The sequence below is a fragment of the Streptomyces sp. CNZ287 genome, assembly GCF_007827615.1.
Genome location: NZ_VISV01000003.1, coordinates 277,985 through 291,214 on the forward strand (window position 1 = coordinate 277,985; position 13,230 = coordinate 291,214).

At 73.8% G+C, this 13,230-nt stretch carries 12 protein-coding genes; 9 read left to right on the forward strand and 3 right to left on the reverse strand.

The window, feature by feature from the left end; all coding sequences use genetic code 11:
* Positions 1–7: 7 nt before the first annotated feature.
* Positions 8–1,351 (reverse strand): UDP-N-acetylmuramoyl-tripeptide--D-alanyl-D-alanine ligase, encoded by a 1,344-nt coding sequence (locus FB457_RS08780; RefSeq protein ID WP_145781574.1) that lies wholly within the window; start codon positions 1,349–1,351, stop codon positions 8–10.
* A gap of 232 nt (positions 1,352–1,583) precedes the next feature.
* Between FB457_RS08780 and FB457_RS08785 the strand changes: the two genes are divergently transcribed.
* The 5 genes from FB457_RS08785 to FB457_RS08805 all read left to right on the forward strand — a co-directional run bounded on the left by FB457_RS08785 (position 1,584) and on the right by FB457_RS08805 (position 6,143).
* The gene (locus FB457_RS08785; RefSeq protein WP_186461948.1) at positions 1,584–2,573 is read left to right on the forward strand and encodes an NAD(P)-dependent oxidoreductase; all 990 of its coding nucleotides are present in this window, start codon (positions 1,584–1,586) and stop codon (positions 2,571–2,573) included.
* On the forward strand, positions 2,566–3,606 hold the full coding sequence (gene vanA-Sc, locus FB457_RS08790) for a D-alanine--(R)-lactate ligase VanA-Sc (protein WP_047018743.1): 1,041 nt from the start codon (positions 2,566–2,568) through the stop codon (positions 3,604–3,606). Before FB457_RS08785 ends, vanA-Sc begins: the two co-directional genes overlap by 8 nt.
* Positions 3,603–4,211, forward strand: coding sequence for a D-Ala-D-Ala dipeptidase VanX (vanX, locus tag FB457_RS08795; RefSeq protein WP_145781422.1), 609 nt, complete (start codon positions 3,603–3,605; stop codon positions 4,209–4,211). Before vanA-Sc ends, vanX begins: the two co-directional genes overlap by 4 nt.
* Before the next feature lie 136 nt (positions 4,212–4,347).
* Positions 4,348–5,169: a TIM barrel protein gene (locus FB457_RS08800; RefSeq protein ID WP_145781423.1), complete on the forward strand. Its 822-nt coding sequence runs from the start codon at positions 4,348–4,350 to the stop codon at positions 5,167–5,169.
* Positions 5,170–5,228: 59 nt separating this feature from the next.
* Positions 5,229–6,143, forward strand: coding sequence for a 2-hydroxy-3-oxopropionate reductase (locus FB457_RS08805; protein WP_047018740.1), 915 nt, complete (start codon positions 5,229–5,231; stop codon positions 6,141–6,143).
* A 130-nt stretch (positions 6,144–6,273) separates the two neighbouring features.
* On the opposite strand, the gene gcl is transcribed toward FB457_RS08805, so the two are convergent.
* On the reverse strand, positions 6,274–8,052 hold the full coding sequence (gene gcl, locus FB457_RS08810; RefSeq protein WP_047018739.1) for a glyoxylate carboligase: 1,779 nt from the start codon (positions 8,050–8,052) through the stop codon (positions 6,274–6,276).
* Between the two features lie 170 nt (positions 8,053–8,222).
* Here gcl and FB457_RS08815 point away from each other — a divergent pair, with 170 nt between their 5' ends.
* From FB457_RS08815 to FB457_RS08830, 4 genes are all read left to right on the forward strand, one after another.
* Complete coding sequence (locus FB457_RS08815) at positions 8,223–8,993, forward strand: hypothetical protein (RefSeq protein WP_047018738.1); 771 nt, start codon at positions 8,223–8,225, stop codon at positions 8,991–8,993.
* A gap of 117 nt (positions 8,994–9,110) precedes the next feature.
* The gene (locus FB457_RS08820) at positions 9,111–10,658 is read left to right on the forward strand and encodes a histidine kinase (protein WP_047018737.1); all 1,548 of its coding nucleotides are present in this window, start codon (positions 9,111–9,113) and stop codon (positions 10,656–10,658) included.
* Positions 10,659–10,687: 29 nt separating this feature from the next.
* Positions 10,688–11,422, forward strand: coding sequence for a response regulator transcription factor (locus FB457_RS08825; protein ID WP_145781425.1), 735 nt, complete (start codon positions 10,688–10,690; stop codon positions 11,420–11,422).
* Between the two features lie 24 nt (positions 11,423–11,446).
* Positions 11,447–12,451, forward strand: coding sequence for an MsnO8 family LLM class oxidoreductase (locus FB457_RS08830; protein ID WP_145781427.1), 1,005 nt, complete (start codon positions 11,447–11,449; stop codon positions 12,449–12,451).
* Positions 12,452–12,458: 7 nt separating this feature from the next.
* Here the strand turns inward: FB457_RS08830 and FB457_RS08835 are convergent, their stop codons facing one another.
* A complete protein-coding gene (locus tag FB457_RS08835) occupies positions 12,459–13,208 on the reverse strand; it encodes an MBL fold metallo-hydrolase (RefSeq protein WP_047018734.1) in 750 nt (249 codons plus the stop codon).
* Positions 13,209–13,230: the final 22 nt, after the last annotated feature.

Sequence of the window (13,230 nt, forward strand, 5' to 3'; positions counted from 1 at the left end):
CCGCCCGTCACCCGAGCGCCGCGGCGACCTCGTCGAGTCCCGCCCCGCGCGACGCCTTGACGAGCACCACGTCACCGGCGGCGAGGTTGCCGCGCAGCCAGTCCACGGCGGCGTCGTTGTCCGCCAGCGCCATGGCCCGCTCCCCCGCGCCGTCGGCGATCGGCCGGGCGGCCTCGCCGACGGCGAGCACCAGATCGGCCCGGGAGGCGGCGTACGCGCCGACGGCCCGGTGCGCGGCCCGGCTCTCCTCGCCCAGCTCCAGCATCTCGCCGAGGACGGCGATGCGGCGCCCGCCCTCGATCGCCGACAGCGCGTCCAGGGCCGCGCGAGTGGAGTCGGGGTTGGCGTTGTACGAGTCGTTGAGGAGCGTCACGCCGCCCGCGAGGTCGCGCAGTTCCATGCGCCACTTCGACAACGACGCGGTGGCGAGCCCCTGCGCGGCCACGTCGAGGGGGATTCCGGCCGCAAGTCCGGCCGCCGCGGCGGCGGATGCGTTCAGCGCCTGGTGGGCGCCCACGAGCGGCAGGGCGACGCGGGCCGAGGCGTCGGCGGTCCGCAGCGTGAAGGACGGCCGGCCGCACGCGTCCAGCGCCAGGTCGAGCACCCGCACGTCGGCGTGCTCCGCCCGGCCGAAGGTGAGCACCGGGCCGTCGGTGAGCGCGCGCATGGCGGCGACTCGCGGGTCGTCGGCGTTGAGGACGGCCGTGCCGCCGGGCGCCAGCCCCCGCACCAGCTCGCCCTTGGCCGTGGCGATGGCTGCGCGCGAGCCGAACTCGCCGAGGTGCGCCTGGCCGACGTTGAGGACGACTGCGACGTCGGGCGCGACCAGGCCGGTGAGCGCCGCGATGTCGCCGATGCGGCGGGCACCCATCTCCAGGACGAGGAACCGGGTGCCCAGGTCGGCCCGGAGCATGGTCAGCGGCACCCCCAGCTCGTTGTTGAACGAACCGAACGTGGCGGTCGTCGGCGCGGTGCCCGACAGCACGGCGGCCACCAGGTCCTTGGTGCTGGTCTTGCCCTGAGAGCCGGTCAGCCCGAACACCGTGAGACCGCGGCGCAGCCGGGCCACGACGTGGGCGGCGAGTCTCTGCAACGCCGCCTGGACGTCCTCGACGACGACGGTGGGCAGCGGCGTGGGCCGGGAACCGAGCACGGCCACCACGCCCGCCCGGCCGGCCTGCCCGGCGTAGTCGTGGCCGTCGACACGCTCGCCGGCGACGGCGACGAAGAGGCCGCCCGGCTCGGCCTGCCGCCCGTCGAGCACGGCAGGGGCGGTCACCGTCACGGCACCGTCGCCCTCGACCGTCCCGCCGACGACCGCGGCGATCTCGCGGAGGCTGAGCGGCACGATACCCGCGCGACGCGGGAGCCGGGCAGCGGGATCGAGGCCGGAGAGGTAGAGGTAGGAAGAGGCTCGTTCGCTGTGGGTCACGCGTCCAGTCAAGGAAAGGCGGCGTTGCGGGCGCGTATGCGGATTTCGATATGCCGACGATATCCCGCACCCGATACCAATCGGTAACATATCGCCGGGATATGGGAAAGAGGATACGCCCCGGCAACACCGCGTCCCGTTGGCTGGAGGCATGACCTACAGCGAACCGCCGGCCGTCACGGCGGGTATCACCCTCTACGGCTGCGGGCGCGACGAGGAAAAGCTGGTCCGGGAGCTGGCGCCGCGCCTGGGCGTGGTGCCGACCCTCACCGCGGCGGCGATCTCGGAGGCCAACGCCGGGCTCGCACGCGGAAACCGGTGCATCAGCGTCGACCACAAGACCCGGATCACCGGTTCCACTCTTCGCGCGCTCAGCCGGGTCGGCGTCGCTTACATCTCGACCAGAAGCATCGGATACAACCACATCGACGTCGAGTACGCGGAAAGCGTCGGAATCTCCGTGGAGAACGTGGCCTATTCGCCCGACAGCGTGGCCGACTACACCCTGATGCTCATGCTGATGGCGGTGCGGCACGCGAAATCCACCCTCCGTCGCGCGGATGTCCACGACTACAGGCTGCAGGACGTCCGCGGGAGGGAACTGCGCGATCTGACCATCGGGGTGGTGGGAACGGGACGCATCGGCGCGGCGGTCATCGACCGGCTGCGGGGCTTCGGCTGCCGGATCCTGGCCCACGACGCCCGTTCCGGCACCGACGCCGACTACGTTCCGCTCGACGAACTGCTGCGGCTGAGCGACATGGTGACGCTCCATACGCCGCTCACCCCGGAGACCTACCACCTTCTCGACGGCCGGCGCATCAAACTGATGAAGCACGGCGCCGTCATCGTCAACACCGGACGGGGCGCACTGCTGGAGACCGGGGCCCTGCTGGCGGCGCTGGAGGACGGCAGGCTGGGCGGCGCCGCGCTGGACGTCCTCGAAGGCGAGGAAGGAATCTTCTACGCCGACCGCAGGGACGAGCCCCTCACGACCGGTCCTCTGCCGCGGCTCCAGGAACTCCCGAACGTGCTCATCAGCCCGCACACCGCGTACTACACGGACCACGCACTAAGCGACACGGTCGAAAACTCCCTCACCAATTGCCTTGCATTCGAAAGCAGGAATCAGCGTGGCTAGACTGAAGGTCGGAATCCTCTTCGGCGGCAGCTCGGAAGAGCACCCCGTCTCCGTGAAATCCGCGCAGCAGGTCGCCCGGAGCCTCGATCTCGAAAAGTACCAGCCGTTCTACGTCGGGATCACGGAGAGCGGCGCCTGGAAGCTCTGCGACGGTCCCGGCCCCGACTGGGAGAACGGTAATTGCCGTCCGGCGCTGCTCTCACCCGACCGCGGCGTGGGCGGGCTTCTCGTGCTGGAGCAGGGACGATACGGGACGATCGGTCTGGACGTCGTCCTGCCCGTGCTGCACGGCAAGCTCGGCGAGGACGGTGCGATACAGGGTCTGCTGGAGCTGACCGGCATCCCCTACGCCGGGTGCGATGTGCAGAGTTCCGCCGTGTGCATGGACAAATCACTTGCCTATCGCGTCGTCAGGAGCGCGGGAATCGCCACGCCGGACTTCTGGACCGTCACGGCGGACGACGTCGTCGACCCGGGCCGGCTGACGTATCCCGTGTTCGTCAAACCGGCCCGTTCCGGCTCGTCCTTCGGCGTCAGCAAGGTTTCCGGTCCCGCGGAGCTCCCGGACGCGGTGAAGACGGCACGGCAGTACGACTCGAAGGTGCTGATCGAGGAGGCGGTGGCCGGCAGCGAGGTCGGGTGCGCCATCCTGGGCGACGAGCCGGATCTGCTCGCGGGCGAGGTGGACCGGATCGCGCTGTCGCACGGCTTCTTCAAGATCCATCAGGAGGCGGACCCGGAGAGCGGTTCCGAGAACTCCACCCCCCTCGTGCCCGCCGACATCCCGGCGGAGTCGCGCGCGCTCGTCCGGGAAACCGCGAAGGCCGTCTACCGCGCCCTGGGGTGCAGGGGACTGGCGCGGGTCGACCTGTTCCTCACCGACGAGGGGGACGTGGTCCTCAACGAGGTCAACACCTTTCCCGGCATGACCTCCTACAGCCGGTACCCGAGGATGATGGCGGCCGCGGGGCTGCCGCTCTCCCAGGTGATCGACCGGCTGATATCGCTCGCCCTGAACGGGAACACCCGGTGAACGAGGACTTCGCCTTCCTGGACGAGTTGCTACCCGGGCTGCGATGGGATGCCAAGTACGCCACCTGGGACAACTTCACCGGGAAGCCGGTGGACGGATACCTGGTCAATCGCATCGCCGGCACCAGGGCCCTGGGCGCGGCCCTGGGCAGGGTGCGGGAGAAGGCGGCGGCCCGCGGCTTCGGCCTGCTGCTCTGGGACGGCTACCGCCCGCAGCGGGCCGTGGACTGCTTCCTGCGCTGGTCGGAACAGCCGGAGGACGGACGCACCAAGCAACGGCACTACCCGAACATCGGGAGGGCCGAGATGTTCGAGCGGGGGTACGTCGCCGCCCGGTCGGGCCACAGCCGGGGCAGCACCGTCGACCTCACCCTCTACCACCTCGGCACCGGTGAACTCGCCCCCATGGGCGGTGACCACGACCTGATGGATCCCCGCTCACACCACGGCGCACCGGGGATCACGCAACCCGAGGCGGGAAACCGCGCGCAGCTCCGTTCTCTCATGGAGACGTGCGGCTTCAGCTCCTACGCATGCGAGTGGTGGCACTACACGCTCACCGACGAGCCCTATCCGGACACCTATTTCGATTTCCCCGTCGCGTAGGGCCGCCCGCCCCGACCCGCCGGAGCCCTCGGCCGCGGACCACCGGCCGGCACCTTGACAGTGCTCGCACCGAACCGGCAGAGTTTCCGTTATCCAGAAGGGTACTTCCGAGATACGGAAGGAGCGCGGAAACCTCATGGGCTTCGGCGACCAGCGCTTCACAGTGAACATCTCCCTCCTGTTCACCGAGCTTCCGCTGCTCGAACGCCCGGCCGCGGCCGCCGCGGCCGGCTTCGACGCGGTCGAGCTGTGGTGGCCCTGGCCCGACGCACCCGTTCCGGATCCGGCGGAGCTGGACGCCCTGCGCACCGCGCTGGACGCGGCCGGCACCCGGCTGACCGGGCTCAACTTCTACACGGGCCGGCTGCCGGGACCCGACCGCGGCGCGCTCTCCGTGCCCGGCGCGGAGTCCGAGCGGTTCCGCGCGAATCTCGACGTGGCCGCCGGCTTCGCCGCCGCCACCGGCTGCACCGCGCTCAACGCCCTCTACGGCAACCGCGTCGAGGGCGTCACCGCCGCCGAGCAGGACCTGCTCGCGCTGGAGAACCTGGTGCTCGCCGCCCGCGCGGCCGACCGGGCCGGCGCCGTCCTGCTCATCGAGGCGCTGAACGAGCCCGAGTCCCCGCACTACCCGCTGCTCGACGCGGCGGCGGCGGTCGCGGTGGCCGACAAGGTCGACGCCGCCTCGGGCCTGGGCAACGCCCGCTTCCTGATGGACCTCTACCACCTGTCGATGAACGGCGCGGACCTGGAGCAGGTCATCGACGCCCACGCGGGCCGCACCGGGCACGTCCAGATCGCCGACGACCCCGGCCGCGGTGCCCCCGGCACCGGCACGCTGCCGCTGGCCGCGCTGCTGGACCGGCTGGCCGCCGCCGGGTACGACGGGCACGTGGGCCTGGAGTACAAGCCGGGCGACCGGCCGAGCGCCGAGTCCTTCGGCTGGCTCCCCCGCTGACCGCCGACCGCGCGCCCCGTACCCCCGCGCCTCCGGCCAGAGCAGAAAGGCACCACCTCATGACCACCAACTCCGCGGCCCCCGGGGCCGGTCTGCCCGCGATCGCCTGGATCGGCCTCGGCATCATGGGCTCCCCCATGTCCGAGAACCTGATCGCGGCGGGCTATCCGGTCACCGGCTACACCCTGGAGCAGGAGAAGCTCGACCGGCTGGCCAAGGCCGGCGGCACGGCCGCCGGGTCGATCGCCGAGGCCGTCGCGGACGCGGACGTGATCATCACGATGGTCCCCGCGTCGCCGCAGGTCGAGGCCGTCGCCTACGGGCCGGACGGCATCCTGGCGCACGCCAGGAGCGGCGCGCTGCTCGTCGACATGTCCTCGATCACCCCGCAGACCTCCGTGGACCTGGCGGAGAACGCCGCCGAGCGCGGGATCCGGGTGCTCGACGCCCCCGTCTCCGGCGGCGAGGCCGGGGCGGTCGAGGCGGTGCTGTCCATCATGGTCGGCGGCGAGCAGGCCGACTTCGAGCGGGCCCGGCCGGTCTTCGAGGCGCTGGGCCGGACGATCGTGCACTGCGGCCCGCACGGCGCGGGCCAGACGGTCAAGGCCGCCAACCAGTTGATCGTCGCGGTGAACATCCAGGCGTGCGCCGAGGCCGTGGTCTTCCTGGAGAAGTCCGGCGTGGACCTGGCGGCCGCGCTCGACGTCCTCGGCGGCGGCCTGGCCGGGTCCACCGTGCTGGCCCGCAAGAAGGACAACTTCCTGGGCCGCGACTTCCGGCCCGGCTTCCGCATCGACCTGCACCACAAGGACATGGGCATCGTCACCGACGCCGCCCGGAACGTCGGCGCCGCGCTGCCGGTCGGCGCGGTCGTCGCCCAGCTCGTCGCCGCGCTGCGCGCGCAGGGCGACGGCGGCCTGGACCACTCGGCGCTGCTGCGCGGCGTGGAGCGCCTCTCCGGCGGCGAGGTCTGACCCGTACGCCGCAGGCGGACGAGGGACGAGGACGACAGACAAGGACGAAGCAGCAGAAGACCGCAGAGGACGGCCCTCGCCCCCGTCCGCCCGTCCGGGGCGGGGGCCGTCCGCTCGCGGGCGGCCGCCGTCAGTTCTTCAGCGGCAGGATCGACGTGGGGGCATGCCACTGCTCGGTGGCCAGGTCCTCCCACTCGCGGACGTCGCTGATGTCCGCCGTGGTGCTCATGGAGATGTTGGTGATCCGCTCCAGGATCGCCTCCACCACCACCGGCACCCGGTGTTCCGCCGCCAGCTTCCGCGCCTGGGCGAACGCGGCGCCCAGCTCCCCCGGCTCGGTGACCCGGATCGCCTTGCAGCCCAGCCCCTCGGCGACCTTGACGTGGTCGACGCCGTAGCCGCCCAGCTCCGGCGAGTTGACGTTCTCGAACTCCAGGTTGACCTGGAAGTCCATGTCCAGGCCCAACTGGGCCTGCCGGATGAGGCCGAGATAGGAGTTGTTGACGAGGACCTGCACGTACGGAATGCGGTGCTGGGCGCCGACCGCCAGTTCCTCCACGAGGAACTGGAAGTCGTAGTCCCCGGAGAGCCCGACGACCAGCGCCTCCGGGTCGGCGGTGGCGACGCCGAGGGCGGCGGGCACGGTCCAGCCGAGGGGTCCCGCCTGGCCGCAGTTGATCCAGTGCCGCGGCCGGTAGACGTGGAGCATCTGGGCGCCGGCGATCTGCGAGAGGCCGATGGCGGTGACGTAGCGGGTGGCGGGGCCGAACGCCTTGTTCATCTCCTCGTAGACCCGCTGCGGCTTCATCGGCACGTCGTCGAAGTGGGTACGGCGCTGGAGCCGCGCCCTGCGCTCCTGGGTGGCGGCGGCCCACGCGGCGCGGTCCGGCAGCCGGCCGGCGGCCCGCCGTTCGCGGGCGGCCTCGGTGAACTGCCGCAGCGCGGCGCCCGCGTCGGAGGCGATGCCGTAGTCGGGGGCGAAGATCCGGCCGATCTGGGTGGGTTCGACGTCGACGTGGACGAAGGTACGGCCCCCGGTGTAGACGTCGAGCCGGTAGCCGGTGTGGCGGTTGGCCCAGCGGTTGCCGATGCCGAGGACGAAGTCGGCGGCGAGGAGGTTCTCGTTGCCGTAGCGGTGGGAGGTCTGCAGCCCGACCATGCCCGCGTTGAGCGGATGGTCGTCGGGGAGTGCGCCCCAGCCCATCAGGGTCGGCACGACGGGGGTGCCGGTCAGCTCCGCGAACTCCACCAGCTCCGCGCAGGCGTCGGCGCCGATGACGCCGCCACCGGCGACGATCAGCGGCCGCTCGGCGGCGCAGAGCATCGCGACGGCCTTCTCCGCCTGCGCCCGGGTGGCGGCGGGCCGGTGCACGGGCAGCGGCTCGTACGTGTCCGGGTCGAACTCGATCTCGGTGAGCTGGACATCGGTGGGCAGGTCGACGAGCACGGGCCCGGGGCGGCCGGAGCGCATCAGGTGGAACGCCTGCTGAAAGACGCCGGGCACCTGTGCGGCCTGGAGCACGGTGGTGGCCTTCTTGGTGACGGGGGCGGCGATCGCCGCGATGTCGACGGCCTGGAAGTCCTCCTTGTGCAGCACGGGCGTCGGCGCCTGTCCCGTGATGCACAGGATCGGGACCGAGTCGCCGATCGCCGAGTACAGCCCGGTGATCATGTCGGTGCCGGCGGGGCCCGACGTGCCGATGCACACGCCGATGTTCCCCGCCCGGGCGCGGGTGTAGCCCTCGGCCATGTGCGAGGCGCCCTCGACGTGCCGCGCGAGCACGTGGCCGACGCCGCCGGCCGCCCTGAGGGCCGCGTAGAACGGGTTGATCGCCGCCCCCGGGACGCCGAACGCGACCTGGACGCCTTCCTTCTTGAGGATCTCCACCGCCGCGCGCGCGGCTGTCATACGAGGCATCGCGTGCACCTGCCTCTTCCCTGAGTTTTCCGTATGACGGAATATGGATTTTGCTATATGGAAGCAATGTAGAAGCGGGGCAAGTCGGCGTCAAGAGCCGGATTCGTAGGGGATGCTGGAGTGCGAACCCACCACGCGGCCCAGAACCAGGAGCACGTCCCATGCCAGAGAGCGTGCCGGTGCGCTGCCCGGCCTGCCGGCGCGAGCACGCGTACACCCCGAGCACGTTCCCGTGCGCCTGCGGCGCCCCGCTCACGCTCCCGCTGCTGCGCGGCGGGGTGCCGGTGGAGCTCAAGCACCGCACGTGGCAGGACTCCTGGGTGACGGTGCGCTGTCCGGTCTGCGACCGGCGCGACGAGTGGCCGCGGCCGGAGCTGTCCTGCGACTGCGGCGCGGTGGTACGGCTGCCGGTGGCCCCCGTGCAGTCCCGCCGCCCCCGGCCCGCCGCACCGCCGGTCCCGCCCGCACCGGCGGCCGCGCCGCCCGCGCCGGCCCCGCCCGGCCCCCCGCGCCGGCCGGCGGCGGCGCCGGCACCGCGGCGTCCCGCGTTCCGCCCCGTGACCATCCGCAACACCGGGGACGCGGTGACGGCCGCCGCGCAGTACCTGCGCTGGCTGGGCTTCACGGACCTGGTGAAGAACGAGGACCGGCCCGCCTCCGGCGTCGACGTGCGCGGCGCGGGCGTGGTCGCCCACGTCGACCCGACGACGACGCCCACGGCGCTGCGGCACGTCGAGTGCGTGTGGCTCAGCGGTCTCAACGCGTCGGCGCTCGCCGTCTTCTTCTCCCTCGCCGGCTACACCCGCGAGGCCCGTACCCGGGCCGACGAGCTGCGGCTCCCGCTGTACGTGATGGACCTCACGGGCACCCCGCAGCCGGTCAACGACCCGGGGGACGAGCTGATCCGCACGGGCGCCGCCCCGCGCGGCTGACGGGGCGGTCCGGGGGCGGCGACCAAAGTATGCGCGCGGGCCGCCGCGGTCGTACGAAGGTCTCGGTGCCGTCCTCGGGGGGCGCCGCGGCGTGCGGACGACCGTAGATTGGCCGGTATGCCCCGTACCGCCTCCGCGACCCGCCCCGCCGGCAGCACCCGGCGGGACCGGCTCGCCGACGCCGGCCTCGTCCTCTTCGCCGGGGCCTTCTCGTTCCTGTCCGCCGACTCCGTGCTGCCGGAGGACGGCGCCGGCGTCTCGGAGAACGTGCTCTTCGCCGAGGCCCTGGCCGCGGGAGCGGCCTGCCTGGCGCTGCCGCTGCGGCGCCGCTGGCCGGTGCCGCTCGCGGTGGCGTTGCTCGTCGCCGACTCCTTCGGCCACTTCTTCATCGGCCCGACGCTGGTGGCGGTCTTCACGGTCGCGGCGCACCGCCCGCTGCGCGCCACCGGCTGGATCGCCGCCCTCGTCTTCGCCCGGCTCGTGGGCTTCCTCGCCACCACCCCGGACCCGCAGGACCCGCGGACCGGCGCGGGGGTGGCGTACTTCTCGCTGGTCACGGCGGCCGTGGTCTTCGGCCTCTACCGGCGCTCGCGCCGCCAGCTCGTCGCCTCGCTGCGCGAGCGCGCGGAGCAGGCGGAGGCCGACGCGGCGCTGCGCGCGGAGCAGGCGCAGCGGCGGGCCCGGGAGGAGATCGCGCGCGAGATGCACGACGTGCTGGCGCACCGGCTGTCGCTGCTCAGCGTGCACGCGGGGGCGCTGGAGTTCCACCCCGGCGCCCCGCCCGCGGAGGTCGCCCGCGCGGCGGGCGTGATCCGCGACAGCGCGCACGAGGCGCTGCAGGACCTGCGGGACGTGATCGGCGTGCTGCGCGCACCGGCCGACTCCGGCCCGGGCGCCGGGCGTCCGCAGCCGACGCTCGGGGACGTGGACCGGCTGGTGGCGGAGGCGGGCGAGGCGGGCATGCGCATCGCGTACGCACCGGACGTCGCCGCTGCGGAGGCGGTCCCGGCGGCGACGGGGCGCACGGCGTACCGCATCGTGCAGGAGGGCCTGACGAACGCCCGCAAGCACGCGGCGGGCACGAAGGTGACGGTGACGCTGACGGGGAGCCCGGAGAAGGGCCTGACGGTGGAGGTGAGCAACCCGCTGCCGCACGGGGGCGGGGAGACGGGCTCCGCCGCGCACGGCGAGCACGGGGCGGGCGTTCGGCGCGCGGAGGCGCCCCGCAACGGCCGGCCCGGGAGCGGCGGACAGCGGACCGGCAGGCGGGATCCGGACGCCACCGCCGCCGGCCGGACGGCCGGGACGGGACGTTCGGCCGGTACCGGCCCCGGGACCGACCGAACCGCGGAGATCCGGCGCCCCGCGGCCGGGACGGATGCCGCCGATACCGGCCGGGTTGCGGTGCCCGCCCTCGCGGCGGAGCCGCGGGGCGGAGCGGGCCGGCTCGCCGCGGCGGCCGTCGGCTCCGGAGCCGAGGGCGGCTCGGGCCGGGCCGGCGCCGGTACCCGCGCCACCGGCCCCATCCCCGGGGCCGGGCAGGGCCTCATCGGGCTCGCCGAGCGCACCGCGCTGGCCGGCGGGCGGCTGGCGCACACGGCAGACGGCGACGGCTTCCACCTGCGCGCCTGGCTGCCGTGGGGCCGCCCGTCCCGTACGGAATGAGCCTCCGGCGCTCCCGCTAGGGTGGGCGCGTGCCCGACCAGACCCCCGATCCCGCAGATCCCGCGGACCCGGCAGATCCCGCCGATCCCGCCGATCCCACTGCCCGCATCGCCGTCCTCCTCGTCGACGACGACCCCCTCGTCCGGGCCGGGCTGCGGCTGATGCTCGGCGGGGCCGGCGACATCGACGTCGTGGGCGAGGCCGCGGACGGCGGCGAGGTGCCGGCGCTCGTGGCCGCGCACGCGCCCGACGTCGTGCTCATGGACATCCGCATGCCCCGCCTCGACGGCCTCGCCGCCACCGAGGCGCTGCGGCGGCGCGCGGAGCCGCCGGAGGTGCTGGTGCTGACCACGTTCCACACCGACGAGCACGTGCTGCGGGCCCTGCGCGGGGGCGCCGCGGGGTTCGTCCTCAAGGACACCCCGCCCCGGGAGATCGTCGCGGCCGTACGCAAGGTCGCCGCCGGCGAGCCCGCGCTGTCGCCCGCGGTGCTCCAGCAGCTCATCGCCCAGGTCTCCGGCGCCGGCGCCGAAGAACGGGCGCGGGCCGGGGAGCACGCCCGCCGCCGGCTCGCCGCGCTCGGCGAGCGCGAGCGCGAGGTCGCCGTGGCGGTCGGCCGCGGCCGGTCGAACGCGGAGATCGCCGCCGAGTTGTACATGAGCGTGCCCACCGTGAAGACCCACGTCTCGCGCATCCTCACCAAGCTCGACCTCAACAACCGCGTGCAGATCGCCCTCCTCGTCCACGACGCAAGGGAATCCTGAGCCGTCCGCGGTGTTGTAGGGATCATGGACATCCCCCTCTCCGTGCTCGACCGGTCACTGCGGCGCAAGGGCCAGGACCCGGCCGACGCGCTGCGCTGCACCGTGCGCTTCGCGCAGGAGGTGGAGGGGTACGGCTTCCGCCGCTTCTGGGTCTCCGAGCACCACAGCGTCCCCGGCGTCGCCGGTTCCGCGCCGACCGTGCTGGCCGCCGCCGTCGCCGCCGCCACGTCCCGGATCCGGGTCGGCACCGGCGGCGTGATGCTGCCGAACCACCGGCCGCTGGTGGTCGCCGAGCAGTTCGGGGTGCTGGGCTCGCTCTTCCCCGGCCGGATCGACATGGGCCTCGGCCGCTCGCTGGGCTTCACCGACGGCATCCGGCGCGCGCTGGGCCACGGGGAGGCGGACGCGGGGGACTTCGGAACGGCGCTGGCAGAGCTGCTGCGCTGGTTCGAGGGCGCGCAGCCGGCGTACCCGGGGGTGCACGCCGTACCGGCGGAGGGGCTGCGGGTGCCGGCGTACGTGCTGGCCATCGACGGCGGCGCCGACATCGCCGCCGCGCACGGGCTGCCGCTGGTGATCGGCGCGGGCCGGCGCCCGGAGAAGCTGCTGCGCGCGGTCGGGCGCTACCGCGAGGCGTTCACGCCCTCGGCACAGCAGGGCGCGCCGTACGTCGTCGTGGCGGTCGCCGCCGCGGTGGCGGACACGGCGGAGCAGGCCGCCGATCTGCTGCTGCCCGAGGCGTGGGCGACGGTCTGGTCGCGTACCCGCGGGGAGTTCCCGCCGCTGACGGCGGCGGAGGAGATACGGACCCGTACGCTCACCGAGCGCGAGGCCCGCTACCTCGACGAGGCCCGCCAGTCCCAGGTGTCCGGCACCGGGGACCAGGTGGCCGCCGCCCTGGGCGACCTCGTCACCCGCAGCGGCGCCGACGAACTGCTGGTCTCCCTGCACACCCCCGACGAGGACGCCCGGCTGGAGTCCTTCCGGCGGCTGGTGGAGCTGAAGACCGCGGCGCCCGCGGCGGGTTGACGGCCGGCTACAGCTCCACCGCCTCCCCCGGCCGCGGCAGCCGCAGCCGGTGTCCGAGCCCCGCCGCCTCGAAGGCGGCGACCAGCGAGTCGGCGCCCTGCGTGAAGTGCTCCCAGTGCTCGAAGTGCAGCGGCACCACGTCGTGCGCCCCGAGCACCGCGGCCGCGGCCGCGGCGTGTTCGCTGGTGAGCGTGAGGTGCGCGGCGCCGAGCAGCGGGGTCTGTGCGGCGCCGGCGAAGAGCACGGCGATGTCGACGGGGCCGAGGCGGGCGGCGATCGTACGGACCACGTCGAGCGAGGCGTTGTCGCCGCTGACGTAGACCGTGGGCAGCCCGTCCCCGGTGAGCACGAACCCGGTGACCTCGCCGGTCAGATGCCCGGTGCCGGGCGGGCCGTGCTGTGCGGGCACCGCGGTGACGCGGACCGGTCCCACCGCGTACGACTCCCACGCCGGCAGCGCCCGCACCGGGCCGCGCAGCCGCTCCGCCGCCGACGCCGTGGAGAGCACCAGCGGCGCGGCGGCGGCGCACTCGCGCCCGGCCCGGTCGAGGTTGTCGGGGTGCTGGTCGTGCGAGAGCAGCACCGCGTCTACCGGGCCGAGGCCGGCCGGGGCTATCGCCGGGCCCGCGGTCTTCACCAGCCGCCGCCCGCCGACGGGGTACTCGCCCGGCGGGTCGAACGTCGGGTCGGTGAGCAGCCGGACCCCGCCGAGGTGAAGGAGCGCGGTGGGACCGCCGACGTAGTGCAAGATCGTCATGGCAGTCCCAAGTGCCCGCGGG

What these genes read in the sequence shown, in the direction of transcription:
- FB457_RS08785 (WP_186461948.1), top strand. Translation starts at nt 1,584, where the DNA reads ATGACCTACAGCGAACCGCCGGCCGTCACGGCGGGTATCACCCTCTAC.
- FB457_RS08800 (WP_145781423.1), top strand. Translation starts at nt 4,348, where the DNA reads ATGGGCTTCGGCGACCAGCGCTTCACAGTGAACATCTCCCTCCTGTTC.
- FB457_RS08805 (WP_047018740.1), top strand. Translation starts at nt 5,229, where the DNA reads ATGACCACCAACTCCGCGGCCCCCGGGGCCGGTCTGCCCGCGATCGCC.
- gcl (WP_047018739.1), bottom strand. Translation starts at nt 8,052, where the DNA reads ATGACAGCCGCGCGCGCGGCGGTGGAGATCCTCAAGAAGGAAGGCGTC.
- FB457_RS08815 (WP_047018738.1), top strand. Translation starts at nt 8,223, where the DNA reads ATGCCAGAGAGCGTGCCGGTGCGCTGCCCGGCCTGCCGGCGCGAGCAC.
- FB457_RS08820 (WP_047018737.1), top strand. Translation starts at nt 9,111, where the DNA reads ATGCCCCGTACCGCCTCCGCGACCCGCCCCGCCGGCAGCACCCGGCGG.
- FB457_RS08830 (WP_145781427.1), top strand. Translation starts at nt 11,447, where the DNA reads ATGGACATCCCCCTCTCCGTGCTCGACCGGTCACTGCGGCGCAAGGGC.
- FB457_RS08835 (WP_047018734.1), bottom strand. Translation starts at nt 13,208, where the DNA reads ATGACGATCTTGCACTACGTCGGCGGTCCCACCGCGCTCCTTCACCTC.